At 45.9% G+C, this 25,646-nt stretch carries 27 protein-coding genes; 16 read left to right on the top strand and 11 right to left on the bottom strand.

From position 1 onward, the window contains the following. Window positions 1-134: 134 nt before the first annotated feature. Entirely contained in the window at window positions 135-1,856 is a 1,722-nt protein-coding gene (locus AC3CIC_RS18175; RefSeq protein WP_488516604.1) for an SgrR family transcriptional regulator, read from the top strand. A gap of 37 nt (window positions 1,857-1,893) precedes the next feature. On the opposite strand, the gene AC3CIC_RS18170 is transcribed toward AC3CIC_RS18175, so the two are convergent. The 4 genes from AC3CIC_RS18170 to msrP all read right to left on the bottom strand — a co-directional run bounded on the left by AC3CIC_RS18170 (window position 1,894) and on the right by msrP (window position 5,299). Beyond that, window positions 1,894-2,775: an AEC family transporter gene (locus AC3CIC_RS18170; RefSeq protein WP_488516603.1), complete on the bottom strand. Its 882-nt coding sequence runs from the start codon at window positions 2,773-2,775 to the stop codon at window positions 1,894-1,896. A 141-nt stretch (window positions 2,776-2,916) separates the two neighbouring features. After that, a complete protein-coding gene (locus AC3CIC_RS18165; protein WP_488516602.1) occupies window positions 2,917-3,546 on the bottom strand; it encodes a hypothetical protein in 630 nt (209 codons plus the stop codon). 113 nt (window positions 3,547-3,659) lie between these two features. Further along, the gene (gene msrQ / locus AC3CIC_RS18160; RefSeq protein ID WP_488516601.1) at window positions 3,660-4,277 is read right to left on the bottom strand and encodes a protein-methionine-sulfoxide reductase heme-binding subunit MsrQ; all 618 of its coding nucleotides are present in this window, start codon (window positions 4,275-4,277) and stop codon (window positions 3,660-3,662) included. Continuing rightward, on the bottom strand, window positions 4,277-5,299 hold the full coding sequence (gene msrP / locus AC3CIC_RS18155) for a protein-methionine-sulfoxide reductase catalytic subunit MsrP (RefSeq protein ID WP_488516600.1): 1,023 nt from the start codon (window positions 5,297-5,299) through the stop codon (window positions 4,277-4,279). Before msrP ends, msrQ begins: the two co-directional genes overlap by 1 nt. A 335-nt stretch (window positions 5,300-5,634) precedes the next feature. Here msrP and AC3CIC_RS18150 point away from each other — a divergent pair, with 335 nt between their 5' ends. Both AC3CIC_RS18150 and AC3CIC_RS18145 read left to right on the top strand, forming a co-directional pair. Beyond that, window positions 5,635-6,045: a hypothetical protein gene (locus AC3CIC_RS18150; protein ID WP_407333855.1), complete on the top strand. Its 411-nt coding sequence runs from the start codon at window positions 5,635-5,637 to the stop codon at window positions 6,043-6,045. 297 nt (window positions 6,046-6,342) lie between these two features. Beyond that, window positions 6,343-7,287: a L,D-transpeptidase family protein gene (locus AC3CIC_RS18145; protein ID WP_407333854.1), complete on the top strand. Its 945-nt coding sequence runs from the start codon at window positions 6,343-6,345 to the stop codon at window positions 7,285-7,287. A gap of 21 nt (window positions 7,288-7,308) precedes the next feature. Here AC3CIC_RS18145 and AC3CIC_RS18140 read toward each other — a convergent pair whose 3' ends face one another. The 6 genes from AC3CIC_RS18140 to AC3CIC_RS18115 form a co-directional block, all read right to left on the bottom strand. After that, window positions 7,309-7,554 (bottom strand): LPP leucine zipper domain-containing protein, encoded by a 246-nt coding sequence (locus AC3CIC_RS18140; RefSeq protein WP_016958769.1) that lies wholly within the window; start codon window positions 7,552-7,554, stop codon window positions 7,309-7,311. 195 nt (window positions 7,555-7,749) lie between these two features. Beyond that, the gene (locus AC3CIC_RS18135; RefSeq protein ID WP_488516599.1) at window positions 7,750-8,211 is read right to left on the bottom strand and encodes a copper chaperone PCu(A)C; all 462 of its coding nucleotides are present in this window, start codon (window positions 8,209-8,211) and stop codon (window positions 7,750-7,752) included. A gap of 92 nt (window positions 8,212-8,303) precedes the next feature. Beyond that, window positions 8,304-8,885: an SCO family protein gene (locus tag AC3CIC_RS18130; protein WP_488516598.1), complete on the bottom strand. Its 582-nt coding sequence runs from the start codon at window positions 8,883-8,885 to the stop codon at window positions 8,304-8,306. Beyond that, entirely contained in the window at window positions 8,882-9,334 is a 453-nt protein-coding gene (locus AC3CIC_RS18125) for a hypothetical protein (RefSeq protein WP_488516597.1), read from the bottom strand. Before AC3CIC_RS18125 ends, AC3CIC_RS18130 begins: the two co-directional genes overlap by 4 nt. A 148-nt stretch (window positions 9,335-9,482) precedes the next feature. Then, window positions 9,483-10,406, bottom strand: coding sequence for a polyprenyl-phosphate transporter (locus AC3CIC_RS18120; RefSeq protein WP_488516596.1), 924 nt, complete (start codon window positions 10,404-10,406; stop codon window positions 9,483-9,485). A 95-nt stretch (window positions 10,407-10,501) separates the two neighbouring features. Further along, window positions 10,502-11,182 (bottom strand): DUF4336 domain-containing protein, encoded by a 681-nt coding sequence (locus AC3CIC_RS18115; RefSeq protein WP_488516595.1) that lies wholly within the window; start codon window positions 11,180-11,182, stop codon window positions 10,502-10,504. A gap of 187 nt (window positions 11,183-11,369) precedes the next feature. Here AC3CIC_RS18115 and AC3CIC_RS18110 point away from each other — a divergent pair, with 187 nt between their 5' ends. The 3 genes from AC3CIC_RS18110 to AC3CIC_RS18100 all read left to right on the top strand — a co-directional run bounded on the left by AC3CIC_RS18110 (window position 11,370) and on the right by AC3CIC_RS18100 (window position 14,594). Next, a complete protein-coding gene (locus AC3CIC_RS18110) occupies window positions 11,370-12,209 on the top strand; it encodes a pirin family protein (RefSeq protein WP_488516594.1) in 840 nt (279 codons plus the stop codon). Between the two features lie 206 nt (window positions 12,210-12,415). Continuing rightward, a complete protein-coding gene (locus AC3CIC_RS18105) occupies window positions 12,416-12,709 on the top strand; it encodes a hypothetical protein (RefSeq protein ID WP_488516593.1) in 294 nt (97 codons plus the stop codon). Between the two features lie 127 nt (window positions 12,710-12,836). Then, window positions 12,837-14,594 carry a bifunctional metallophosphatase/5'-nucleotidase gene (locus AC3CIC_RS18100; RefSeq protein WP_488516592.1) on the top strand — a complete coding sequence of 586 codons (1,758 nt, stop codon included), beginning with the start codon at window positions 12,837-12,839 and terminating at the stop codon, window positions 14,592-14,594. Window positions 14,595-15,056: 462 nt separating this feature from the next. Here the strand turns inward: AC3CIC_RS18100 and AC3CIC_RS18095 are convergent, their stop codons facing one another. Next, window positions 15,057-16,007 (bottom strand): hypothetical protein, encoded by a 951-nt coding sequence (locus AC3CIC_RS18095; protein WP_488516591.1) that lies wholly within the window; start codon window positions 16,005-16,007, stop codon window positions 15,057-15,059. A 258-nt stretch (window positions 16,008-16,265) separates the two neighbouring features. Between AC3CIC_RS18095 and AC3CIC_RS18090 the strand changes: the two genes are divergently transcribed. From AC3CIC_RS18090 to AC3CIC_RS18045, 10 genes are all read left to right on the top strand, one after another. Next, on the top strand, window positions 16,266-16,457 hold the full coding sequence (locus tag AC3CIC_RS18090) for a hypothetical protein (RefSeq protein WP_407333846.1): 192 nt from the start codon (window positions 16,266-16,268) through the stop codon (window positions 16,455-16,457). Between the two features lie 267 nt (window positions 16,458-16,724). After that, entirely contained in the window at window positions 16,725-17,000 is a 276-nt protein-coding gene (locus AC3CIC_RS18085; RefSeq protein WP_488516590.1) for an HlyU family transcriptional regulator, read from the top strand. A gap of 323 nt (window positions 17,001-17,323) precedes the next feature. Further along, the gene (pntA, locus tag AC3CIC_RS18080) at window positions 17,324-18,877 is read left to right on the top strand and encodes a Re/Si-specific NAD(P)(+) transhydrogenase subunit alpha (RefSeq protein ID WP_488516589.1); all 1,554 of its coding nucleotides are present in this window, start codon (window positions 17,324-17,326) and stop codon (window positions 18,875-18,877) included. A 15-nt stretch (window positions 18,878-18,892) separates the two neighbouring features. Beyond that, the gene (pntB, locus tag AC3CIC_RS18075; protein ID WP_016958755.1) at window positions 18,893-20,278 is read left to right on the top strand and encodes a Re/Si-specific NAD(P)(+) transhydrogenase subunit beta; all 1,386 of its coding nucleotides are present in this window, start codon (window positions 18,893-18,895) and stop codon (window positions 20,276-20,278) included. A 145-nt stretch (window positions 20,279-20,423) separates the two neighbouring features. After that, window positions 20,424-21,863 (top strand): ATP-binding protein, encoded by a 1,440-nt coding sequence (locus AC3CIC_RS18070; protein WP_488516588.1) that lies wholly within the window; start codon window positions 20,424-20,426, stop codon window positions 21,861-21,863. Continuing rightward, window positions 21,835-22,503 (top strand): response regulator transcription factor, encoded by a 669-nt coding sequence (locus AC3CIC_RS18065; protein ID WP_016958753.1) that lies wholly within the window; start codon window positions 21,835-21,837, stop codon window positions 22,501-22,503. Before AC3CIC_RS18070 ends, AC3CIC_RS18065 begins: the two co-directional genes overlap by 29 nt. After that, window positions 22,503-23,387 carry a DUF2861 family protein gene (locus AC3CIC_RS18060; RefSeq protein ID WP_488516587.1) on the top strand — a complete coding sequence of 295 codons (885 nt, stop codon included), beginning with the start codon at window positions 22,503-22,505 and terminating at the stop codon, window positions 23,385-23,387. Before AC3CIC_RS18065 ends, AC3CIC_RS18060 begins: the two co-directional genes overlap by 1 nt. A 210-nt stretch (window positions 23,388-23,597) precedes the next feature. Beyond that, the gene (locus AC3CIC_RS18055) at window positions 23,598-24,767 is read left to right on the top strand and encodes a conjugal transfer protein TraF (protein ID WP_488516586.1); all 1,170 of its coding nucleotides are present in this window, start codon (window positions 23,598-23,600) and stop codon (window positions 24,765-24,767) included. Window positions 24,768-24,832: 65 nt separating this feature from the next. Further along, window positions 24,833-24,985, top strand: coding sequence for a YoaH family protein (locus tag AC3CIC_RS18050; protein WP_016958750.1), 153 nt, complete (start codon window positions 24,833-24,835; stop codon window positions 24,983-24,985). 124 nt (window positions 24,986-25,109) lie between these two features. Continuing rightward, window positions 25,110-25,634 carry a phosphohydrolase gene (locus tag AC3CIC_RS18045; protein ID WP_394209703.1) on the top strand — a complete coding sequence of 175 codons (525 nt, stop codon included), beginning with the start codon at window positions 25,110-25,112 and terminating at the stop codon, window positions 25,632-25,634. Window positions 25,635-25,646: the final 12 nt, after the last annotated feature.

Genomic DNA, 25,646 nt, shown 5'->3' with positions numbered 1-25,646 from the left:
ATTAGGAAACTATTTTGGTAACTGTATATCTCTTAACCAATTGATAAAAAGCGAGTAACAGTAGGCATTCCCAAAATTTGGGTTAAAATAGGAAATTCTGATGCCCACTTGCTTTGAAATTAGGTTCCCCTTTTATGTCAGGACAGCGTCTTCAAACTCAGTTTTCAAAAGTCTTTGCCCATTTCAGTGGTAAGGACAGTGATACAAACCTCCAAGATATGGCTGAAATCTTCAGTTGTACTCGTCGTAATGCTCGGATGGTGCTGAGTAAAATGGGAGAGCAAGGTTGGTTGAGTTGGGAGCCTGCGGTAGGGCGTGGTAAACAAAGCCGACTGACTTTTCACCGTACTGATTCTGATCTGCAAATGAAGCGTGTCAGAAAGTGGGTTAAAGACGGAAAGCTGGATGCGGCACTCGAAGAATTGGGTAATGACGCGGCCAAGTTGGCGCACCTTATCCAAGAACAACTCGGGGTATCGACGCAAGAAGGTAAGCAGATCATTCGCCTTCCTTATTATCGCGCGTTTCTTTGTTTGAACCCTGCCAAACCGCTTCGACGTTCAGAGCAACACCTGATCACGCAAATATTTAATGGACTCACTCGGTTTAATGATTCGACTGAAGAGGTAGAAGCCGATCTCGCCCACCATTGGGAAGCTCTTTCAGATACGCATTGGCGATTTTACCTGCGACCCGCTGTTCGTTTTCATGACGGTAGCTTGTTGCAGACCGATGATGTGATTTGGTCACTGCAAACCCTTAGCGAGAATGTCTATTTCTCGCATATCGACCACATTGTGGCGCCCGAAGACAATGTCATTGATTTCTATTTGAATCGCCCAGATCGCCGCTTGCCCGATACATTGGCAGTGCCTATGGCCTCGATTCAATCGAAGAAAGCAGCCACGTCAAAAAACGGTGAGCAGTTTCCTGTTGGTACAGGGCCTTATCGTGTCGTCGAGAACAATAGCCACCAGCTCGTGTTGAAAGCACACGATCAGTATTTTGGCTTCCGTGCCTTGACGGATGAAATCGAGATCTGGGTCTTAGACAGTGCGGCGATGTGCTATTTGCAGCCCACGGCAACATTGGATCCGACGGCGTTGGATTCACGTCAGGGCATTTTGCAAAATGGAACCAAAGAACGCTTGGCGCTGGATGAAGGGTGTAATTACCTGATGCTAAATCGCCGCAGTGGTGTGGCGAAAGACCCGCGTTGGGCGGCTTATTTAAGCGATAGGCTGTCGTCGTTACGTTTGTTGCCATACTTGGCAGAAAGCGGCATTGGCGAATACCGCCTGACCAATGCGTATGGTTTGTTACCAGGCTGGATTCACACCAATGTTTCTCATTCTGACATTGCTGTACCGTCTTCAAAAACAACACTGAGATTAGCGCATCAATCGGACAATCCGTTATTTCCTTTGATGGCTAAAGCCCTGAAGGCGTTGCTGGCGAAAGAAGGGGTGGTGTTAGACATCGAAGTCGTTTCTTATGAAGACATGATGGAGCCGAAACAAGTAAAGAAAGTGGATATTTGGCTTTGTGGTATGAGTTTAGGAAATAAGCGCAGCGATGCCATTTTGCCTTGGTTAATGAACTTTGAGCACCTTTCAGCGGCAATGCCCCAAGATGAATTTAGCGTTGTTGTTGAAAAAATGGCGACGTGGCGTGATAAAGACCAACCGCATTTTGACGCGGAAACCATCGGTAAAACCTTGGTGGGTTCAGCGCAGATTATCCCGTTGTTTCACATTTGGCTTGGTGTGGTGGATGGACGTGAGCTGGAAGATGTGTCTTCTAACAAGGTGGGCTGGTTTGACTTTAAATCTGTCTGGAAAAAGCCTGCGCTCTAGCAGGCTTAAACTTGATCAAACTTCGTTTAAATCTGGTTTAAAACAGCGCAAACGCAGCCATGAGCAACGCGGGTAACGTCACGATGGTGAGGAAGTTACCAAACAACACCATAGAGGCGACTTTATCTGCGCCCACATTGAAACGCTCAGCAAACAAAAAATTCATCACGGCAGGTGGCAGCATGGCGAACAACAGCATCATACGCAGGTGCTCCGGTGGCAGGGGCACGAAGAAGTAGATCACGGCGAAACTTACCGCCCCTGTTGCGAGGCTCAAGAAGGTACTGAGAATACCCACGCCCAATCCTGACCATTGAATTGCGGTGAGTTGCACCCCGAGAGAAATCAACATCACTGGCACCGCTGCGTTGCCAATCAATATCATTCCTTCGTTTAACGGCGCCCACACAGTTATCCCGCTGAAATTGAAAATCAGTGCGAGGATGGAAGCAATCAATATCGGCATTTTGAATATTTGACGAAAGCGATACTCGCTGTTGCTTAGCATGGCCAACCCCACCGTGATGTGAAGCATCATGGAAACCACAAACAGCAAGATGGCGGGCGCTTCTCCAATGAGGCCAAATGCATAACCAAATAAGGGGATAGCGAGATTCCCGCTATTTCTAAACATCTGTGGGGGAGCCCATGTTTTGTAGGGCAAAGATAGGATCTTGCAGATGGGTATCATCAGTACGCCGGGCAGCAATACCGCAATGACTGCTGCAATAAACAGTGCGTTTTGTTCTCCGCCCATGGGCATCACGGACAGTGTGGTGAACACTAAACAAGGCACCATCAAATCGATATTGATTCGATTAACGTGTCGCATATCGGGGCGAAAGCTCTTTCCAACGAAAAAGCCTGCCGCAACCACCGCAAAAACGGGGAACAGTATGCTAATGACTTTTTCGAGCATCCATGCCCCTTAAGAGTATCGAATAGTGGTTAATTGGCGCTTAGAAAGCCGCGCTGAGAGTCTGGCCTACTAGAGTTTCCACATCATCCAGAGACAATGCAAGTACGCAGGATAAAGCATGCGCAGAACTCATACGTATAACTAAAGCGGATATGTGGCGGTTAACAACAAATATTTATAGAGAGGCAGGCCATCTCGCTGACGATGGAATGGATGGAAAATCCGGTTCAGCCCGCCAGTTAGGGCGCATTCTAGTTCGATATCACCCGCCAGAGAATGTTCAGCCTCAAGAAGCCTTACCCCTTGTGCAGCGAAATCGGCTTGGTGAATGGGCTGGTGGCCTAACCACCAACTCGGTACTGACTTGCTGGCAGAAGAGCGATCGATCCAGTGGTCCGCCACTAAAATCACGCGCTTCTCTTTATCGCTGGTGGTATCAATATGGTCGAGTGTCCAATGCATGTCTTTCACAATGCCTTTTCGGCAAGCAAGGTTTGCACTGATGAGTCGATGGGCAACGATGTAGATTTGATGATCGGGTGCGTCGACACGAAACACAGGTTGTTTTAGGGCAGGTGATTCATCCAATTGATGAAGAAAAGCATCAATGTTGAGCTTGTCATAGGAGTGTACGATCCGTCGTGCTAAAGCCTTACCAAGATGGCTCTCATTCATGCCACGATTATGAATCGTCGGATAGTGGTGCTCACAGAAATTGAGACAGTCTGATTGAAAGTCTCGCAGGCTCTGTGAAATAAGTTCATCAAGCAAAAATGCCTACTCCAAAACAAGCCCCACGACAGAGGGTTATCTAAAGTATGGCAAAAATTTACACTTTGCACTATCTCTGGTAGCTAAATGTGGTGAAGCGTTCAAAAGTGAGGCTATCCGCGCTTAAGCATCGGGTTTAATACGATTCTTTTTAAGGTCTTCCAGCGAATTGCCAGTAGTGAAACTCCCAACAAAAAATAGAGGGAAGGCTCAAGCAATTCAGACTTTGATGACCAGTAAAAATGAATCGGTGCCAAAATAAGAACCAAATAAACAGAATTGTGCAGTTTCTGCCATTTCACGCCCATTTTCCGTTGGATACGTGATGTTGAAGTCACGGTTAGTGCAAAAAGTATTACCCAACAAAATGCGCCGACGGTGAGGTAAGGGCGGCTTAGGATTTCTGTGCCTAGAAGTGAAAAATCGAATGTCAGATCCAACGCCAAATACGTGAGCACGTGTAAGGTTGCCCAGAAAAAGCTATATAGCCCAAGCACCCGCCGACAACGGATCAGTAAACCCTGTCGGGCATACTTCGCAATGGGGCTAACTAACATAGTAATGATCAAAGTATTAAGCGCAGCCAGCCCAGTGTAGTGAGTGATGCCGTCTACAGGGTCAGCGCCGAACTTGTTGTTCAGCACTAACCAAACCATATTGGCCGCAAACGTCAGACTGACGACATGAATCAGCGCTTTTACCCAAACGATTCGCTTTGCTGTGAGTGGCATCAGTAGCTAGACCTCAGATCCATGCCTTTGTACAAGCTCGCCACTTCATCTTCATAGCCGTTAAACATCAGTGTAGGTTGACGACGAGAACTGAAGATTGATCCTTCACCAATGAAACGTTCTGAGCCTTGGCTCCAACGCGGATGATCAACTTGAGGATTCACGTTGGCGTAAAACCCGTACTCGTGACGAGCAAGCAAGTTCCACGTTGTTGCTGGCTGTGATTCCAAAAGATGAATTTTAACGATCGACTTGATGCTCTTAAATCCGTATTTCCATGGTACAACCAAGCGCACCGGTGCGCCGTTTTGCGGGGCAAGAGTTTGACCATATAAGCCCACACTTAACAATGTTAATGGGTTCATGGCTTCATCAAGGCGTAATCCTTCAACGTAGGGGTAGTCAATCCCACCACCAACAAACTGAGAGGCTTGCCCTGGCATTTGTTTGGGATCGTGTAGGGTTTCAAATGCAACGTATTTCGCACTGCCAAGAGGATCGGCAGCTTTCAATAGAGCAGCAAGTGAGAAGCCTATCCATGGCACATTCATCGACCATGCTTCCACACAGCGCATTCGATACAAGCGCTCTTCTAATGGAAACTGTTTGAGCAAATCATCATAACTTAGCGTGATAGGGTTATTGACTAATCCAGTCACCTCGAGTTTCCAAGGGTCAACGCGAAAAGACTGGCTGTTTTCAACAGGGTCGCCTTTGCCTGTACCAAACTCATAAAAGTTGTTGTAGGTAAGCACTTTTGATTCCGGAGTCAGTGACAAACCACTCCCATAAGGGCTTGAGTTTGTTATAAGCGGGAATCGTTGAAAAACTGTCGCTGGTTCAGCGTTGTCTTCTCCGCTACTGAATATGTCAAAGATGTTAGCTTGACTCTGAGCCGCAAAAGGCAGGGTTGCTGTCACGATGCCCAGCTTTTTCAAAACGTCCCTGCGTGAGTGATACACGGATTCAGGTGTGAGTTCATTCTCTTTTATTTCGGATTTCTTAGGTACACGAATCAGCATTGATGCTCTCCGGCTGTGACGTTAAGTCAGATTTTAATCAAAAGCCTATGTATTGATTCTAATAGACCTTTATAACGACAAATTTCTTTCACTAGTTTATGTCTTACGTAGAAAAATACGTCTTGGATGATGGTAGATGTGATCATTGGCATGTAGAGTGGAGATGTTGTCGATGCATATGGTGAAGTGTTTGTTTTATAAGCAGTATGGATTTTGATCCATGACTCGCCCCACTTTTCAGTAAGCCCACTATCTCGATATGCCCGACCACATTTAGTGCATAGTTGTGTACCTGAAAGATGCACTCTTTCAGTTGAATTAAAATGGAAGTTAAGATGAAACGTATTCTCTTTTTGTTTGCTTTGGCATTGCCTTCAGTCTCTGTATCCGCGCAAGGATTGTCTGCTGGGGTATTCTTTGGTTCGCCCATGTCTGGCGTGACAGTGTCACAAGATATTGTCCGTGTTTCTTTGGGTATTCAAGAGAAAGGCGCTGCGGTTGATGGTTTATGGAATTTGGGTGAGTGGCTCGCAAGGCCAGAATACGCACCGTTATATAGCTATGCGGGAATGCAATGGGTGGATGATCCCAAACATAAATGGGGACCAAGAGCTGGATTAGGTGTTGCATTGCCTATGGGGCATGGCAATGTTGAGCTCTATGGAGAGGCAGGAACCGCTTGGTATTGGCAAGAAGACGCCGCTTTCAAATTCGAAGGCTCGTTTGGGTTGCGTATGTTCTTCTAACACTGAACATTGAGTTCAGAAGGTGAACATCAAGTAAGCGCTAGACGAAATGAACAGTTTGAAAAGCGCCGTTGGGCGCTTTTTACGTTTTGTTTCAGCCGCGAGAAAAATTGAATATTTGCTGGGTTAATAGATGCGGTTGGCTTCGAGAATAGGTGTCGTGCCGTGATATCTTATACTCTATAGGGCTAAGGCCTATTAACCGTTTTAATGCAGCTCTCGTTTATCGAGTGTGTTTTAGCTGGGATACAAAACTGAAGACGGTTCTAGATAAAATATCGACGAGAAATTTGATCAATGAGTTTAACGCTAAAACGATTATCAATTCTGTGTGCTCTTCTGACACCTTTTGCACTTCAGGCAAATCAATACGAATGGCCAGAGAAAGACACGCGTCTGATTGGTGAAAACACCGTGCATGTCGTTAAATCTGGTGAACACCTTGAATTGATTGCAAAAGAATACAACGTAGGCTTTCTTGCACTGCTTTCCGCTAACCCTGGCGTTGACCCTTACCTCCCAGAACCTGGCACATTCGTAACCATTCCTCAGCAACTTATTCTGCCCGAAGTCGATTACGATGGCATCGTGATAAACCTAGCCGAGCTTCGCCTTTACTACTTTGAGCCAGAAATCGGCAAAGTAAATGTTTTCCCGATTGGCATCGGTCGTATTGGCCGTGACACGCCGATTATGAAAACCAAAATCAGCCAAAAACGCGAAAATCCAACATGGACACCACCAGCCAGTATTCGAAAAGAATACCTTGAAGAACGTAACATTGTGTTGCCCGAAGTGGTACCAGCAGGGCCTGAGAACCCACTGGGCACGCATGCGCTGAGGCTTGCGTATGGCTCAGGTAGCTATTTGATTCATGGTACTAATAAAGACTTCGGCATTGGATTGCGTGTCAGCTCAGGCTGTATTCGTATGCGTCCGGAGGATATTAACTGGTTGTTTAATGAAGTGGCGGTTGGTGAGAAAGTGCGTGTAATCAATGAGCCAGTAAAAACCAGCTACGAACCTGATGGTGCGGTGTATGTTGAAGTTCACCGTCCGCTTTCACAAGATGAAACCGAAGCAGGATCTCGAATTTTGACACATCCTGACGCACGTACCGCTCAATGGCTAGAAAATAACAGAATGAATGTGAATCGTTACAGAGCGGCGTTAGCGGTGCAATCTGGATTGCCGATAGAGTTAGGAAATGATGCGGCATCCGAAGATGCCGCAGAATTATAGGATATATATGGTGCAGTAAACTTACTTGGTGTAAGACTGCGCCATGTTGTCGATACGCTCATTTGCACGAGCAGCTTCGTCATAAGCCAATGCTGATGCAGCTGCTACGTCAGCAACGTCACCTTGTAGAGCTGAAACTTGGTTTGAAAGAGAATCTACTTTAGATGACATATCTGCAACACTTTGCTCAAGCGCTGAATTGCCAGAACAACCAGCAAGTAGTGCGCTGGATGCAACTGCTGCTAACGCTAGAAGACGAATTTTCATAGTTAAAACCTCATTGTTTTTGTTGGGTTGCATTACTGTACTGCTTTTACCTGTTGAATAACTGGCTGCAGTATAACCATAGACTGCCATTGTCTATTCTGCCGCCTGTTGCCCTTTGATATCCGCCTCAATGTTGATACAGCCTAAAAATCTAAGTCACACGTCAGCATAAATGTTTAGAACTTTGGCAGATTTCTAGCCGTTATCGTGACTGTGTTTCATTTTTGATTCAACCATTGTCTTTCTTATAGGTAGTGATTGTGTGATTTCTGTACCGTCTGAGAAGCGAAGTGTGAGAGAAAGTGTCTCACCTTCTTTCAATGGCGCCGTCAAATCGAGAAGCATAACGTGAAAACCACCGGGCTCTAATGTTGCTTTACCTTGGCTAGGAATAACGATGGTTTCGACTTGTCGCATCTTCATCATGCCATCAGCCATGACATGATTGTGTAGTTCAACTTTTCCTGCTGCGGGCGAGGCGGCGCTGATGAGGTTGATGGCTTCGTTACCTGAGTTAGTGAGAACCATAAATGCGGCGCTATTAGGTGCTCTTGGCGGCGTTGCACGTGCGTAGGGGTCATGAACATCAATCGCTGCTTGTGCAGAAAACGTGAGTAAACCAAAGAGTGCAGCGCATAGGCAAGACGGGGCTTTCATCAAGAGTTCCTTTATTTGTAGATATTGATTAATTGTGAGTACAACGCGCAATGAGCGCGTTGATATAACGGTTGATATTCTACGGCTGCAAGTTACCGCGTGACGGTAGTAAGTCGCAAGATGGCATCAGACACCATGTTTGGATTCAGCGTATGCGGGACTTTTTCAACCAAGGTGCCATCAGGATGTAAAAAATAAAAATAGGAGCTGTGGTCAACCGCGTATTCCATGGCAGAGTTTTCGAGTTCGGTAATTTGATAAAGCACACCATATTTGCGCGCTAATGCTGCAATTTCTTGTTCACTGCCACTTGCACCTTCAATCATCGGGTGAAAATATCCTGCATATTCTTTCGCCGCGTCTGCATCGTCTCTTTTGGGATCGAGCGTAACGAACATCGGCCGCACATTGGCTAACGTGTCTTCAGGGAGCGATTTGAGCGCGGCGGAAAGAATGGCCAATGAGGTTGGGCACACATCAGGGCAGTGCGTATAGCCAAAATAGACCACGCGTAATCGTTCGTCTTTGTTGTCAAAAAGATCAACCGTTTGTTTGCCACTGTGCAATTGGCCAAGTTGAACGCTGGGCGAGGTGGGTTCACTTTGCTGAACCATGTATCTCGCGCCTAGCCCGGCAAGCAAAGCCAGAGCTAACACGATGATCTTTGTTTTCATCTCATCATCCTTATGTCTACAGGCAGCAAAATATCTTTTTCAGGGCTGCTAATTGCGCCGCGCCATGTCATTTCAGCATCCATACAAATGGGTAGCATAACATCACCACGATATTGATTGGCCTGGGTTCTTGTTAGCTTTAACTTGTAAACACCCATGTTCATTTCTACGCCTTTAAGCTCCAAAAGCAAATAGGGAGCATCGGCATCTGTGACTGTGACATTCAATGTTGTAGGGTTCAAGGGGGCAACGGTATCGCTGACAAGTGATGCGGTTGCTGACGAAAACACGCAAGGTGATGTGCCAAGCGTGCAGTCGGGAGCGCGATCGCTCGTTTCCTCAGTGTTTGCAAAGAGAAAACGATCAGCAAGCCAGTAACCGGCGCACAAAAATACAATAATGAATAAAACGTCAACCAAACGACGAAGTGGATTACGGCTGTTTTTCATAAAGAGGAATAGTAAGAATTAGACACGGGAAGCGTATCACTTTTTCGCGAGGGGCTATGTGAGTAAGGTCTTGAAATAGTGCAAATGAAAAGGGCTGCCAAGAAGCAACCCTTTCATTTGATGTACTAATGTGGACGTGATGGGGGGATTAGTCAGCCAGCTTTTGTGAGACTTTCTCTAGACCGAGTACCAACCCAAACCCGACGATCATCATCACTAGTGCAATAGCAAGTTGAGAAGGTTGCCCCGTTGCTGCTTCGAAGGCAGAGGGAGACAGGGCTTTCTCCATCAACGGTACTTGCTCGACAGAAGAGTTAATGCGGAAACTTATCGCTTCTTTCCAAGGCCACACTTTTCCTAATGCGCCAATCAGAAGGCCAGTTAGAAAAGCAATGGTGAGGCTGCGATAGCTTCGAAGCAACCAAGACAGGACATGCGAGAAGGTCAACAACCCAGCTAAACAGCCTAAAGCGAACAAGGCAAGAATAGGGATGTTTAGGCCTTTTACTGCGTCCAACACTGGCCCATACATACCAAGTAGTAGAAGAATAAAACTGCCTGAAATACCCGGTAAGATCATGGCGCAGATGGCAATTGAACCCGCAATGAAAACGGTTAGCATGTTGAACTCTAGTGAAATAGGATTCGCCACGGTAATGCCATAAGCAAACACGGCACCTGCAATGGCGAGAACAATTTCACCCATCGACCAGCGTTCCACTTGCTTAATCATGTGAATTGCAGACGCCACGATAAGGCCGAAGAAAAACGACCAAATGACGACCGGGTGTTCAGTTAGGGCATAAGAGACGGCTTTTGCTAGCGTTAAAATTGCCGTGAGTATGCCGGCTAGCAAAGCGCAGAGGAAGGTGCCATTGACATGTGTCCATACAGCGGTGAAACCCTCTTTACGCCAACGAGAAAATATCGAAGGATTGACGCGACGGATACTTTCCAAAAGGGTGTCATAGATGCCGGTGATAAATGCGATAGTGCCACCGGAAACGCCGGGTACGACATCAGCCGCGCCCATCGCCATTCCTTTCAAAAAGGTCAAAATATTTTGTTTCATGAACTGCTTCTGTGGGGACGAGGAAAAATTATCGGCCAATTATAGCGACTTGAATGTAAAGGGCTATCAATTCGTCGTAAGACACGACACAGTCCTTAATTGTGCAACATCCAGTTGTAGGCGGCGGCAAGTTTCTTCTTTCCGTCATCATAGATAGGGTCACCATGTACAGGCAGTATGTGATCAAACGGCCAGGTGAGAATTTCTTGTAGCGATCGCCGGAGCAATTTGGGTTCTTTGATGCGAAAGCGTTGGTTGAAAGGAACTACCGCGTGTTTGCTGCATCCACTCGCCTTGCCTGCTGTGCGGCGCAATATTGAACCGTCATTCAATAAGATCAGGCTTTCTCCCACGACAAGTGTGCGACTGGCGGGGTCACAAAAAATCACTTCTTCATGTTGGTCATTGCCACGCAGCACGGTTTGGTAAAGCTGGTTGCGCCATCTAGGCGAGCTTGTGGACGTGAGCTCGCCATCAAAACCGATATCCGTACGCTTTGTTGCAAGCCCCGGTGCTGAATAGAAATAAGCATTAGGATAAACAAGCCACCAGTCAGAAAGAGGATGGTGCAATCTCTGGTTAACCGTGGTCACGCAGTTCACTTTGCCAAGTGTGGCAATCTGCGTTCTGATCTCTTCAGTGAGTTCACACGGGTTGTGAACTAACAAACTTTCATCATCTAGCCGAATAATCGTCATTCGTTGACCGATATCGACCCCAAAACAGCGATACGTTTCGCTGTGGTGCCAAAGGTGGTTTGCCTGCCATTCGATCATTGAAATTCATCCGTGAATGAGTAGAACTTGGGTATAAATATCAGAGATGCACGCGCTGGAACAGAAAATCTTTTTGCTCGTGATCACCAAAATCGATTGTTCGAATAAATAGAACAACTTGTTCCTGTTTGATTGGTTTTTCCCCTAGCCACTCTGGCTTAGACTGTTTACAACAAAGGAGCTTGTTATGAAATTAAGAACTGTCACTCGTGTTATTCAGTCTCACCCTTCTAAAGATGGCGATGGCGTAAAAATTAATCGCGTTCATGGTTTCAATGACGCGAAGCTCAGTCCGTTTTTGATGGTTGATGAGCTAAAAAGCGATAATCCGAATGACTACATTGGTGGCTTCCCACCGCATCCGCACCGCGGGATTGAAACCTTGACTTATATGCTGAAAGGGCATTTCCAACATCGCGACCATATGGGGAATGTAGGTGAGTTGAGTAGCGGTGGTGCACAGTGGATGTCAGCAGGGAAAGGCGTGATTCACAGCGAAATGCCGATTATGAGCGATGGAGAATTGCACGGTTTTCAAATCTGGATTAATTTGCCCGCCGCCAAGAAAATGCTTCCGGCGCAATATCATGATTTCCAAGCCCCCGAGATCAACGAGTTTGGGTCTGCGCAAAACCTACTTAGAATGATCGCAGGTAATGCGACCGAAAACGGTGAGGCCATCACTGGACCTCTACAAAAAACGGGCATAGAAACACTGGTTGCCGACTGGCAGGCCCAGTCAGGTGAGAAGCGAGATATTGAAATTTCGCCGGACTATCAAGTAAACCTGTATGTGTATAAAGGCGCGATTGAGATCGAGGGTAAGTTGACCGCGCAGGGCCATTTGGTTCAGCTTTCAGCGGGTGAGCAGCTTTCTATGACTGCGCTTGAGGATTCCGGTGTGTTGATCTTGGCGGGTTTGCCCATCGATGAGCCTGTCGTGCATTACGGACCATTCGTCATGAACTCAATGGATGAAATTAATCAAGCGATTCAAGATTATCAGAATGGTGTTTTAACCGACTAACTTAACAAGAAGGGAGCCATGCTCTCTTCTTGTTTGATTCTGGGAGCTAATGACAGATTGAGCTGAGCTTCGAATACATAGCCTCGAATACATAGCTTCGAATACATAGTTTCGAATACATAGCCTTGAATCGCTTAAGAGACATTGCCTTTTACTTCTCACTTCACGAACTCTCACCTCCATGTAAATAAAACATTGAATCTTGATTGCGCATTTGTATTATTTTGTCTGTTGACAAAAAACATGGAGTGAATGGTTTGCTGCCAGTGATTGCACACGCGATTGAAACGGTTTTCTTAGTTACCGGAGTGGTGATGCTGGTGCGTTGTGCTTTCCAATATGCTTATCGAACGGAAAAGTGGCATAGACTCAATGTGGTACTGTTTAATATTCAAAGCCTTTCTTCGGACGAAATGAAGTGGTGGTATGCCGCTATGATTAGCCTAACCCTTGGCGCTTCAATAAAGCTTTTGTCCTTTATCGCACTGATAACACCTTGAACGATTGTGACTTAGTGCCTCCCATCATAATGAAGCCATGAATTTCCTTGCAACAAAACTGTGATATATGTGAACTAGACTTATAGTTTGATACACTCAGATTTTGTGAAACGCGTAAAAGGAAATCATGCCTACCGTCACGCCAATAACGCTCGCCATCGCGCATATCAACGATACCCACTCTCACTTCGAACCAACACCGATGTCACTGGCTGTGAAAGGACTTGAAGAGCGTATTTATGCCAATGTAGGTGGGTTTGCTCGCATATCTTCCGTTGTTAAATCTTTTAAAGAGAAAACACAGGCCAATACAGACGGTTTCCTGTTTCTTCATGCGGGTGATTGCTTCCAAGGCACGCTTTATTACAGTTTGTTTAAAGGCGAAGCGAATGCCACCTTGCTCAATTTGCTCAAACCCGATGCCATGGCTTTGGGGAATCATGAACTTGACCTCGGTAATAGCGCGGTTTCGCGCTTTCTTGATCAAATAGAATTTCCCCTGCTTGCTGGCAATTGGGACGTGAGTAACGAGTCAGATCTTAAGCGCTGCCCTGTTAAGGGTAAAAAGCAGTTGCTGCCGTATGACCCAGACAAACAAATAGCGAACGTACTAGTTAAAGTCTTCGGTGATCAGAACGTCGCCATCTTCAGTGTGGCGCTGGATAAGATGGCCGATATTGCCATGCCGGATGCCGATACGCCGTTTGTTAATGCCAAACAGACGATCATCAATACTGTCTCTTACATCAAACGCGAGCTCGGCACTCACCACATCATTCTACTGAGTCACTTGGGCTATGAGCCAGACCTAAAAGTGGCGGAAGAAGTGGAGGGTGTTTCTGTCATCGTAGGTGGCCACAGCCATGTGTTACAGGGCGATTTCAGTAATCTTGGCCTAGGCGACATGGGCCCATATGGTCGATTGATCAATAATACGCTGGTGGTGCAGGCGGGTTGCCATTCCTTCGCGTTGGGTCAGTTAGTCGTGACGCTTGATGAGCTGGGTAAAGTCAGCGAATACAGTGGCAGCAACTATCTCATGTTGGGTAGAAGCCTTGCTATGGATGCATCTTGGGATCAAAGCCTTCCTGAAGAAGCATTTAAGACAGCGAAAGAATATCTCGAACAACAACCCAATGTGCTGCATTGTCGTGGTGATGAATCCATCAAAGAGGTTCTGAATGCGCGTTATAAGCCTGCTGTTGAAAAGCTAAAGAGTGACGTTGTCACGAGCTTGCCCGCGAGATTGCGGCATCTGCGTGTGCCGGATCAAAAAGGGGGAAGCGACATTGCACCCCTCGTTTGTGAAGGCTTTCTGTATGCGGCTCGTCAAAGAGGTCATCAAGTAGATTTTGCTATTCATAACGCTGGTGGCGTTCGCGTCAGCCTTGAGCAAGGCAAGCTGACCGCAGCAGAAATTGCAGGCAGGCTTTTGCCGTTTGCTATTGATTTGATGCTTTACAAACCCACGGGTCTGCAAGTTAAGCAAGCGCTTGAAGGAGCCATAGACAACGCAATCAACAATGGCACGGAAGGTACAGGCGACGGTAGTTTTCCTTATGCTGCTGGGCTCAAATATGTGTATGAATGCCAAAAGCCGAAAGGTGATCGCATTACAACGCTTGAATACCAAAGCCTTAATGGCGAGTGGCTGAACGTTGAACCGGATACCACTTATACTGCGGTTTCCTCCGCTTATACGTCGCAAGGTAAAGAAGGGTATGACTCACTTAAGCATCTCAAAGAGCCTCCTCGTTCTATTGACGTGACGCTTTCAGAAAGCTTTATTGAGTATGCGCGAACCAAGGAAGCGCTGATCGCACCATCTATCGTGATGGCAAATTATATCCCTTGTCCGTCATGTGACTCTCAAATGAATGTCTGATTCCGCCAGGTAACTCTGCTTCGAAACTGTGCGTTAATACATTGAAATAGCGGTAATTTATGCCGCTATTTTTCAATAAGCTGATTATTTATTGTTCTTCTTCACATTTGTGCCCAAAACTTGCAAGCCTTTGGAAACAAGGCGGACTTTTGCCGTCTATGAATTAGATATATCCGAAAGGCCTCAAGAAGCCGGATACCGTGTCGATATAATGAGTGATGTGTTAAAAGGGGAATAAATCATGGTAGAAAAACGCGATTGGTTTGACTTCGGATTAATAGCCTTTTGGGTGGCGGCATGGCTATCGTTGGTGTATTTCGTGCCAGGCGCTGGTGGTTAACCACAAATAGCCTAAGCGTGGCGAAAGGGAGTCTGAGACAAGGGCCCATCAGACTAAAAGATTGTTTTAAGCTAAAAATCTAGACAGCACGTTCGTCGTGTTGGTGTTTGTCGTTTTTCTTATCACTCAGTTTTTCGTTTATTCATCTCTACGCTTTGCTCCTTTTTACTTCGTCTTCTCAATAGAAACTTCACCATAATAGGCTGCAAGAAAATGGGAAACTGCAATGCCCCGACCAGCGGCAAATATAGCGGGCCCAAAAATGCGCCTGCCACCGAGTAGGTCAAGAGAACATTTCGATTGCCGGATGTAATCGCTGCGACATAAGCCGCTTCACGCCCTTTTCTCCAATACAATGCCAATCCAATCATGAAAAATAAAACGCAAATTGCGAAAGCCATGAAAAACATAGAGATAGCAAAGGATCTATCGTCGTTCCAAAGCATTCGGTATTGGCCGGTTAAACCAAACGGAAAGCTGAACACCAGCAATATGGTGAACTGGGCCAATTTACCGTGGATGCGAGACAGGTGTTTTTGGGAAGCATATTTATGAATGAGGGAGGCAATCACCATGGGGCCGAAGATGAAAATAATCAGTCTTAAACAATAACTTTGTAGATCGAGAGAGAATTCATCCCCGCTAAACACAGCAAGGTTGATGTATAAAATGACGGGCATCATCAGGGTACTCGATATAGTAAATGCCATTGCCATTAATGGATCAAATCCCACTGACCTTACGATGGCAGGGGTGGCAAAAAGACTCCCGGTTGCACACACGGCAGTTGCTGCCATGAGCAATTCAGTGCTGGCACCAAACAGCAAAGCAATACTGGAAACAAACAGGGTAGTGACGCCGCCGTGTGCGAGTGCATAGAGCCATGCTGCGCGATTAAAGATAGCCTGAACTAACGCACGTTGATTAATCCCAATCAGAGTAAACAGCATGAGTGTAAACAGTACATATGGCAGGTAAGGGATACTGGCCGCTGACACAGTAGGAAAAGTAAAACCTAAAAGTGCGGCGACAATAAGAAGTACTGATGAGTGTTTACTAAGAAATGTCAGCAAGAGAGTCTCGACCTTCATTGTTAAAGCGAGATGTTATCAGAATGAAAATACATTGATAAATAAAATCTAATAATGCGTAATTTTTAGGTAACCAATCGTAGAATCCCAGTATTATGCGTATTTTTGACAACTGAAGGTGACAATTTCTATTTTTGATATTAGAAAAACTAATTTGAAAGAGAAAATAATGTCATTTCATAAAGTATGGGAATGCGAATAGAATTTGTGCAGTAAAGACAATCACATAGTGAGGCAAACATGACACAGCTAGTAAACCTTGGCCCAGCCATGACTTCTGTAGATAAAGTGCAAAAAAACTATGCGGTTTCTTTCAAAGGATTGATTGCCCATGTGATGGACGTACTGCGCAACAACGATGCGAACAAAGCCTTTCATTCAACGAATGATTTGCCAGAACACATCAAGCGCGATATCGGGCTGATCCGCTAATTTTTTCATGACCACTTGAAAAGAAATAGACAAAACGCTGGTGACGAACCGGCGTTTTTTGTTTTTCCCTTCTGAACATCAAATTTACTCATTGATACACTCATCCTCATCACTATTGATTGTCTCACCATCAGCGCAAGTTTTAGCGATCATTGTTATTTAGTTTTTTTCGTGGTGTGTACCGTGTGTTGTTTGGGTATAGACAAGCCAGACGCAGTTCGTCAGTATGATTGATTACTATTGAAGAACCATAGAAGGTGAGATTGCGTGGGATTGTTTAACTGGTTGTTTGGCGATAAAGATAAGCCTAGCAAAGAGGTAGAGCCAACCGAATACAAAGGTTTTCTCATTTATCCAGAGCCGAAGGCCGAAGGCGGTCAATTTCGCATCAGTGGTCGCATTTGCAAAGAGATCGATGGCGAAATCCGCACACATCAATTTATTCGGTCGGATCTGCTTCTGAGTGAAGCGGGTGCAACAGACCTTATGATGAAAAAGTCTCAACTTTTTATCGATCAAATGGGTGAAAGAATGTTTAGCTAGGTGACCGAGATCAACGCAAATGTTTGTGTTTTAGGTCAAATAGTACACCAAGGATTCAAATGGGTGCGGAATCGAAAAGTGGCCTAGTGAGTTTGATGGCTAAATTAGCATTTAATCAATAATTTAATCGTTGTGAGTGTTTGGAGGTAAGACCTCTGTCCACAAACAAATGGCGTTATTTTATTACTAAAAGTCATTAAGATTTACTCGTTTTTAAGCTGGTCATTGATTATTTTGGTGTTTTTACTACAAAAATGCTTGATTAAGCCTTTTCAGTTCGCTACAAACAAATTACTCATACTGCCAATAGTCAGGGACTAACTATGCAAATTGGTGTTCCAAAAGAAATACTTGCGCATGAAGCGCGAGTGGCTGCTACGCCGAAAACGGTTGAGCAGCTGATTAAAATGGGCTTCGAAGTTGTTGTTGAAAGCAATGCTGGATTACTAGCAAGTTTCGACAATGCTGCTTTCGAGCAGGCTGGAGCAAAAATCGCTGATGCCGATTCCGTATGGCAGTCAGATATCATCTTTAAAGTTAACGCACCTGTGAAAAACGCAGAGACTGGCGTTGACGAAATTGCACGAATCAAAGAGGGTGCAACCCTTGTAAGCTTCATCTGGCCTGCCCAGAACGAAGAATTGATGCAGCAACTTACCTCTAAAAAAATCAACGTACTGGCAATGGATGCGGTTCCACGTATTTCACGTGCACAGGCGCTAGATGCGTTGAGCTCTATGGCGAACATCGCGGGCTATCGTGCCGTGGTTGAAGCTGCCCACGAATTCGGTCGTTTCTTTACGGGTCAAATCACCGCTGCGGGTAAAGTGCCGCCAGCGAAAGTCTTTGTTGCTGGTGCTGGCGTTGCAGGTCTCGCTGCGATTGGTGCTGCGGGTAGCCTTGGCGCTATTGTTCGTGCCTTTGACGTTCGTCCTGAAGTAAAAGAGCAGGTCGAAAGTATGGGGGCGCAGTTCCTCGAAGTCGCTTTCGAAGAACAAGCGGGCAGTGGCGATGGTTATGCGAAAGAAATGTCTGATGATTTCAATCGCAAAGCGGCTGAGCTTTATGCAGAACAAGCGAAAGACGTAGATATCATTATCACGACCGCGCTTATTCCTGGTCGTCCTGCGCCAACGCTTATCACCAAAGAAATGGTTGATTCGATGAGTGCGGGTAGCGTGATTGTCGACCTTGCTGCGGCTAATGGCGGTAACTGCGAATACACCGAAGCTGATAAGGTCATTGTGACTGAAAACGGCGTTAAAGTGATCGGTTACACCGACATGGTAAGCCGTCTTCCTACGCAATCTTCTCAGTTATACGGTACTAACCTTGTTAACTTGATGAAGCTTCTTTGTAAAGAAAAAGACGGCAACATCAACATTGATTTCGACGATGTTGTCCTTCGCGGTGTAACCGTGGTCAAAGACGGCGAAATCACTTGGCCTGCGCCACCCATTCAAGTTTCTGCTCAACCACAAGCCAAAGTAGACGCTCAACCTGTTGCCAAGAAGAAAGTTAACGAACCGGTTTCAACGAAGAAGAAACTGGCGGGGCTGGCTGTTGCTTTGGGTGGCTTTGGTTGGGTTGCTTCTGTCGCGCCACCTGCGTTTTTGTCTCATTTTACGGTGTTCGTTTTGGCGTGTGTTGTTGGCTACTACGTGGTTTGGAACGTTACCCATGCGCTGCATACGCCGCTAATGTCAGTAACAAATGCCATCTCAGGCATTATCGTTGTCGGTGCTTTGTTGCAAATTGGACAAGGTAATGGTGTGGTTTCCTTCCTCGCATTCATTGCGGTTCTTATTGCAAGCATTAACATTTTTGGCGGTTTCACCGTTACCAAGCGCATGCTTGAAATGTTCCGTAAAGATTAGTAGGAGTAGCAAGGAATGTCTGCAGGACTAGCACAAGCGGCATATATTGTTGCTGCACTATTTTTTATCCTGAGTTTGGCTGGGTTATCAAAGCAAGAGTCAGCGAGAGCCGGTAACTATTACGGTATGGCGGGTATGGCGATTGCATTGATTGCAACCATCTTCGGCCCGTACTCTCAAGGTATCACTTGGATCATTCTTGCAATGATCATCGGTGGCGCGATCGGTATTTATTACGCCAAGAAAGTTGAAATGACTGAAATGCCAGAACTGGTTGCCGTACTTCACAGCTTTGTGGGTATGGCTGCGGTATTGGTCGGTTTTAACAGCTTTCTCGCGCCACCAGAATACAGCGGCGAATTTGCGCACACTGAGCACGTTATCCACATGGTGGAAGTGTTCTTGGGTGTGTTCATTGGTGCGGTAACCTTTACTGGTTCTATCGTTGCCTTTGGAAAGCTTCGCGGCATCATTTCTTCATCTGCGCTGAATCTGCCACATAAGCACAAGCTTAACTTGGCAGCGATCGTGGCATCTGCATTGTTGATGGCTTACTTCGTGAAAGCTGATGGCAGTGTGTTTGCGCTGATCATAATGACGTTGATTGCATTCGCGTTCGGTTACCACTTGGTCGCATCGATTGGTGGTGCGGACATGCCGGTTGTGGTTTCAATGCTGAACTCGTATTCAGGTTGGGCAGCAGCGGCAGCGGGTTTCATGCTGGCAAACGACCTGTTGATTGTGACCGGTGCGCTGGTAGGCTCGTCTGGTGCGATTCTTTCTTACATCATGTGTAAAGCAATGAACCGATCTTTTATCAGCGTTATCGCCGGTGGTTTCGGTCAGGAAGTTTCTGTAGCAAGTGATGTTGAGTATGGTGAGCATCGTGAAACTTCAGCAGAAGAAGTAGCAGAAATGCTGAAAGATTCTCGCTCGGTTATCATCACGCCAGGATACGGCATGGCGGTAGCTCAGGCGCAGTATCCTGTTCAGGACATTACGGAAAAACTTCGTGCGAAAGGTATCAATGTTCGCTTTGGTATTCACCCTGTAGCGGGTCGTTTGCCAGGCCACATGAACGTTTTGCTTGCTGAAGCTAAAGTGCCATATGATATCGTGCTTGAAATGGATGAAATCAATGATGATTTCCCACAGACGGACACGGTTCTAGTTATCGGCGCGAATGACACTGTTAACCCAGCAGCAATGGAAGATCCTAACAGTCCAATTGCGGGTATGCCTGTTCTTGAAGTGTGGAATGCGAAGAATGTTATCGTGTTTAAGCGCTCAATGAATACGGGTTATGCGGGTGTTCAAAACCCACTGTTCTTCAAAGAGAACACTGCAATGCTGTTTGGTGATGCGAAAGAAAGCGTAGAAGCGATTGCGAAAGCACTTTAATCTCGCGCTCTAGCCGTAGTAGCGTTATAGGAAGGCCAGCGAAAGCTGGCCTTTTTTGTATGAGGAGTAGCCAACAGGTTTATTTGCAGCGTTCACTCTGACAAAGTACTGACAATTGGTAATATTTTGATGCTACTCTCTTCGAATGCGTACGTTCCTACTTATCATGTTGTCTTTTGTCAGCCCTTATATACTGGCCAACGGATCTTTCCCTGAGCAACTCGGTGCTTTCAGGTCATCACTCTTATTAGAGCGACCTGCGGCAGCGTATACATTGAATGCTGTTCATAGCGAATATCCCAAGCCGCTATTGGTAGCGGGCAGCTTATTGCCTCAGTCCGTAAACTACCCCCTGAAAGATTTGAAACGACTTTATCAAGCCTCTGAGAAATGCAAAGGCGCGTGGCCTGTTAGCCCATTGGTTACGGATCCTTTGGTTTTCACGCGTGCGCTGTGTTTTAACACTCGCTTGCCACCTGTTTGGTTTTCACGATCGAATCTTATTCACCCTGGTGGGGGAAGTTATGCGGCGAAGTACGTCGAGAAATTCCCCGAACGCAGAGATGAGCTTCTTCGCTTCTTTCACATAAAAGAGCGCCTACTTGCGCCGCCTGATACTTTGTTAGGGCGTCTGCAACGGATGCCTGAAAACGGCGTGAGTGCGCTAAATGATGGGGCCGAATCAATCCTGTCTGGTGAAGAGCTATGGCTGCGTGAAGGCAGCCAATACAAAATTTATGGTATCGATGTATGGCTTCCGTTGCTTGAAAAACGCGATTTGTTAGCATCCCCAACGGATAACGACGCGTATTGTTTGTCTCGTATAGGCAATGTCTGTTGGAACCAAGAACAAGCCCCCTCATATTGGTCGAATCTTGTTGTCATATTGGCAGTGATAAACCTTTTGTGGATAGCCGGTTGGGTATTCAACCGTTGGACAGTCAAAAGACGCTTGATGCAAGAACGCATGCTAGTACTGCAAATTTTGACGCATGAACTTCGCACTCCGATTGCGAGTCTGTCTATGACGGTTGAAGGCTTCAGGCGTAAGTTCGATAGCCTCCCCGAAGCGCTTTATGATGAATTTCGGCGTTTGTGTGAAGACTCAATGCGTCTCAAGCAATTGGCAGAAGCGAGCAAAGATTATTTGCAATCGAATCAGCAACAGCTTGTCCGAGAGGATATCCCTTCGCTTTCTGAGTGGCTGGGTTACATTTGTGAAGAACGTGATGTTGAATTGGCTGTCAAAGAAGATGGGTGTGTTGCAGTTAACATTTATTGGTTGACGACATCGCTAGACAACCTTATAAGCAACGCAAAGAAATATGGTGTCGCACCCGTTAAGGTGAATGCCGAAATCAGTAATGGTTTACTGAAGATTCAAGTACAGGATCAGGGACAGTTAACCGCGAAGGATTGGAAAACAATACGTAAACCTTTTGTCAGTGAGAAAGGCCTAGGGCTTGGACTGACAATTGTTGAATCGATGATTGAAAGGATGGGGGGCCAATTAATACTTATCGGCCCTCCAACGACGTTTATTTTGGAGATACCTTGTGACCCAAACGACTCTGTTGCTCGTTGAGGATGACGCAAACCTAGCAGATGGCCTATTGGCCAGTCTTGAGCAAAACGGATATACATGTTTGTACGCAGATTGTGCAAGCAAAGTAGAAGCATTGTGGGCGGATGCTGATTTGGTCGTCTTGGACCGTCAATTGCCGGAAGGCGATTCAATGGATTGGTTGCCGGATTGGCGAAAAATTAAAGAAGTCCCTGTGATCATGTTAACCGCAATGGTGTCAGTGCGGGACAGAGTGGGAGGACTTGACTCCGGCGCGACTGATTATATGACAAAGCCATTTGCAGAGGCTGAGTTATTGGCACGTATTCGCGTGCATTTACGTAAACCTGCATCAGAAGACGATGTTGATTCCGACGATATCGTCGTGGGTAAACTGCGTATCAACCTGTCAACACGTGGTGTGATTTGTTCTAATAACGAAGTGATTTTGACACGAACGGAATTCGACCTTTTGGCGTTTCTAGCGAGAAATGCGGGACGTGTATTTACGCGAGACGAACTGTTGGATCAAGTGTGGGGCTACAACCACTACCCGACGACGCGTACGGTAGACACTCATGTCCTTCAGCTTCGCCAAAAGCTACCTGAAATTGATATCGAAACACTTCGCGGTGTGGGATATAGGATGAAAGTGCAATAATGGTTCGCGCGGTATTTCTTTTCGTCATGATAGCGCTGCCCCTGAAAGGTGTCTGTGCATGGTTTAGTGGATCGGATGCGCTGACATCGGCTCATCAACGCTTGTTGGAAGGAAATACCGCAGAAAGTTTTGATGCGATGGTGGAAGCATGGCAACAAGAAAAGACCAGTACTGAGCATCGTCATCTGACTGAATTACTGTCTTTGGCGATCAGTGAAGACTGTGGAAGAAGTTTGAGCACCTTGTCTTTGCCTAGCTGGCTGGAAAGTATGGTGATTCGTCGTGAAACGGTTCAAACCCCTAACCGTGTTTACTATCAGTTCTCCATTTATGGCAACTCCAACCAAGGGATAGCCAGCCTTTCATTTGCGGAATGGCCCAATCAATCGTTGATTCTTTCAGAACTGACAGAGGAAAACGAAAACCAATTCAAGTTGGAGTTTGAAGCGGTAGCCGGCGCTGTTCCTGCGGGTCTTTACAAGCTCGACCTCACTTCCAAAGAAGGAGAGGCTTGGTCATCATGGGTGCTTATTGCTCAACCTGAGCCGATCCAAAAGATCAGTTGGAAAGACAGCAGAAGCTGGCGTATTGCGCCAAGGATAGATCTCAAGAGCACTTGCCCGCGTCCATTTCTCTCGATGAATCTTTATCAGCAAACTGGCGTGGAAGATGCCCCCATTTGGTCAGAAGATAAAGACAAAAACTTGCCTACATCGTTGCCGGTGATAGATGTACCTAATGGACAGTATTGGTTTTCAGTGGCGTTGATAGAAAGGCGTTGGCAGGGAGCTATTTTATTTGAAGATGTTCAACGCATTGCTCGATCAATTGATTTACCCGATATTGATTTAAAAGAACTGTCATTAAACAAAGACGTTAAGTAAGTCGTCGTTGAGGCTATTTGCGAATATCCCTACTATTTTCTGCACATATTTCGCTCATACACATGAGTGATGTCACACCTTTAAAACGTGTCTCCAAGTTGATACTTATCGTCGACTAAGATCATGATTGTAAACAAACAGAGAGACAGCGTGTCATTGATATGTGCTTAAGTCTCCTGACCTTTGATGATCAGAAATGGAATTCATGTTATGAAGAAAAGCTTACTCGCAGTCAGTTTGGCCATGGTTTCTTTACCTTCACTTGCAGCAAATTACAGTATTGATCCTCGTATTGATGCAATGGGTGGCGCAGGCACAGCAGCAGCAAGCTACCTCACTGCTGGTTTTCATAACCCAGCATTGGTAGCGTTAGAGCCAGATTCCGCATTTGGAGTGCTGTTTCCGGTCATCGGTATTCAGTATCGCGATCCTGATGATCTTGTCGATGCCTTGGAAGACTTCAGTGGTGTATTTGATAGTTTTTCAAATAATCCTCAAAACCCTGACAATGTTACGGCAACGGCCAATGCCCTTGAAAATCTCCAAAACAAAGTGGCTTATGTTAGTGGCGGATTTGGTGGTGCGATAGCCGTACCCACATCGACCATATCGGGTAACTTTTATGTTAAAGGCTACACCGAAGCCATAATCATGCCCGAAGTGGAAGATGCTGATATTTCAGCCATTGAAAATGTCGGATTAGGCTCAGCGCCAACATTAACGTCAAAAGCTCGTGTGTTGGCATTTGCAGTGGTTGATGTTGGGCTAGCGTTGGGGGGAAATATCGAATTTGCTGGCCAACGTATTGCGTTAGGTATCACCCCGAAATCGCAGAAGTATTATACGTATCACTACGAAGTCTCGATTGATGATTTTGATGCTGATGATTGGGATTCAGATGCCAATCAAACAGAAGAAAGCGTGTTCAACGTGGATTTGGGCGCAGCGTGGCAAACGGGCCCATTTCGTGTTGGCTTTGCAGCAAAAAATCTGATTGCACAAGATATTAAGACGGTACTCTATACGCGCGAATATACGTATGAGATCGCGCCACTTTACACAGTGGGTGGGGCATTTGTTACTGATTTATTCACGTTAGCCCTAGATATTGATTTGAATGAGCAAAAACGCTTCTCAGCACCAAGTGGACCAGAGATAAAAGACAATACGCAGTTGGTTCGCTTAGGGACGGAATTTAACGCGTGGGGATGGGCTCAGGTACGAGCAGGGTATATTCAAGACATGGAAGATACCCTGGACGGCACCGTGACGTTAGGTCTCGGCTTGTCGCCTTTCAATACAGTACACTTTGATATAGCTGCTCAGATTATTGATGAGAACAGTTATGGTGCCTCTGCACAGTTGGCATTCACCTTCTAAGGTGACATTGCCCCCGCTGGGCAGTAGAATACGCGACTTCTTATCGTAAGAATTTGAGGTCGCGTATGAACTTTTCGCCTACATTAACGCACGCAGAGCAACAAGTTGCTGCTGATCGTATTCACGCACTGATGGCGCAAGGCATGAGCAGCGGAGAAGCCATTATGATTGTGGCAAACGAGATCCGAGAACGCGAAGCATCAAAAAAAGATGATTAATGTGAAAGCGGCCAATAATTGGCCGTTTTTCTTTTTGTTTTCTAGCGGTAATCTATACATATATTGAATCACGTTGAATTTGTAAAGCTATTTACAGTTCACGTGCAACATATTAGGTATCGCCTTGAATGATCGTTTACTGCTAGCTAGAACATTTGCCAGAGCCCGACATGAAGGGCAGCGTTATGGTGAATTCCCCTATTCTGTGCACCTCGATGATGTTGAAAGGCTTGCACAGCCTTTCGGTATCAACGCCATGATCATTGCCCAATTGCACGATATACTCGAAGACACTACAACAAGTGTTGATGAGCTCGTCGTCGAGTTTGGCGGCATGATTGGATTGTCTGTCAGCTATGTCACCGATCCCATGGGTGGCGATCGAAAAAGTAAAAAGCATCAACTTCATCAAAGACTCATCCAGCTTGATGAATCCAGTGAGGCCGCACGTCTTGCACTTATCGTAAAATCGTGTGACAGGCTTGCCAATGTTAAAGCTTGCCGCCTCTTTCATCATGAAAAATACAAAATGTATCAATCAGAGCATGCTGAATTTCGTAAAGCGACATACCGACATGGACTGTGTGAGATGATCTGGTGGGAGTTAGATATGTTGATTGAGGTTGGAGATAAAATAGGACGGTACTAAAAACACGTTATA

The organism is Enterovibrio sp. QJM3NY_24 (assembly GCF_057786035.1).
The sequence above is the reverse complement of the archived record's forward strand: the minus strand, read 5'-3'. Positions and strand labels throughout refer to the sequence as shown.

Bases quoted from the DNA above. Each gene is read 5' to 3' on its own strand.
- AC3CIC_RS18150 (WP_407333855.1), top strand. From the start codon at position 5,635: ATGAAACGTATTCTCTTTTTGTTTGCTTTGGCATTGCCTTCAGTCTCT.
- AC3CIC_RS18140 (WP_016958769.1), bottom strand. From the start codon at position 7,554: ATGAAAATTCGTCTTCTAGCGTTAGCAGCAGTTGCATCCAGCGCACTA.
- msrQ (WP_488516601.1), bottom strand. From the start codon at position 4,277: ATGCCACTCACAGCAAAGCGAATCGTTTGGGTAAAAGCGCTGATTCAT.
- AC3CIC_RS18100 (WP_488516592.1), top strand. From the start codon at position 12,837: ATGCCTACCGTCACGCCAATAACGCTCGCCATCGCGCATATCAACGAT.
- AC3CIC_RS18070 (WP_488516588.1), top strand. From the start codon at position 20,424: ATGCGTACGTTCCTACTTATCATGTTGTCTTTTGTCAGCCCTTATATA.
- AC3CIC_RS18050 (WP_016958750.1), top strand. From the start codon at position 24,833: ATGAACTTTTCGCCTACATTAACGCACGCAGAGCAACAAGTTGCTGCT.
- AC3CIC_RS18130 (WP_488516598.1), bottom strand. From the start codon at position 8,885: ATGAAAACAAAGATCATCGTGTTAGCTCTGGCTTTGCTTGCCGGGCTA.
- AC3CIC_RS18055 (WP_488516586.1), top strand. From the start codon at position 23,598: ATGAAGAAAAGCTTACTCGCAGTCAGTTTGGCCATGGTTTCTTTACCT.
- AC3CIC_RS18060 (WP_488516587.1), top strand. From the start codon at position 22,503: ATGGTTCGCGCGGTATTTCTTTTCGTCATGATAGCGCTGCCCCTGAAA.
- AC3CIC_RS18120 (WP_488516596.1), bottom strand. From the start codon at position 10,406: ATGAAACAAAATATTTTGACCTTTTTGAAAGGAATGGCGATGGGCGCG.
- AC3CIC_RS18110 (WP_488516594.1), top strand. From the start codon at position 11,370: ATGAAATTAAGAACTGTCACTCGTGTTATTCAGTCTCACCCTTCTAAA.
- AC3CIC_RS18175 (WP_488516604.1), top strand. From the start codon at position 135: ATGTCAGGACAGCGTCTTCAAACTCAGTTTTCAAAAGTCTTTGCCCAT.
- AC3CIC_RS18145 (WP_407333854.1), top strand. From the start codon at position 6,343: ATGAGTTTAACGCTAAAACGATTATCAATTCTGTGTGCTCTTCTGACA.
- pntA (WP_488516589.1), top strand. From the start codon at position 17,324: ATGCAAATTGGTGTTCCAAAAGAAATACTTGCGCATGAAGCGCGAGTG.
- AC3CIC_RS18125 (WP_488516597.1), bottom strand. From the start codon at position 9,334: ATGAAAAACAGCCGTAATCCACTTCGTCGTTTGGTTGACGTTTTATTC.
- AC3CIC_RS18170 (WP_488516603.1), bottom strand. From the start codon at position 2,775: ATGCTCGAAAAAGTCATTAGCATACTGTTCCCCGTTTTTGCGGTGGTT.
- AC3CIC_RS18090 (WP_407333846.1), top strand. From the start codon at position 16,266: ATGACACAGCTAGTAAACCTTGGCCCAGCCATGACTTCTGTAGATAAA.
- AC3CIC_RS18115 (WP_488516595.1), bottom strand. From the start codon at position 11,182: ATGATCGAATGGCAGGCAAACCACCTTTGGCACCACAGCGAAACGTAT.
- pntB (WP_016958755.1), top strand. From the start codon at position 18,893: ATGTCTGCAGGACTAGCACAAGCGGCATATATTGTTGCTGCACTATTT.
- msrP (WP_488516600.1), bottom strand. From the start codon at position 5,299: ATGCTGATTCGTGTACCTAAGAAATCCGAAATAAAAGAGAATGAACTC.
- AC3CIC_RS18135 (WP_488516599.1), bottom strand. From the start codon at position 8,211: ATGAAAGCCCCGTCTTGCCTATGCGCTGCACTCTTTGGTTTACTCACG.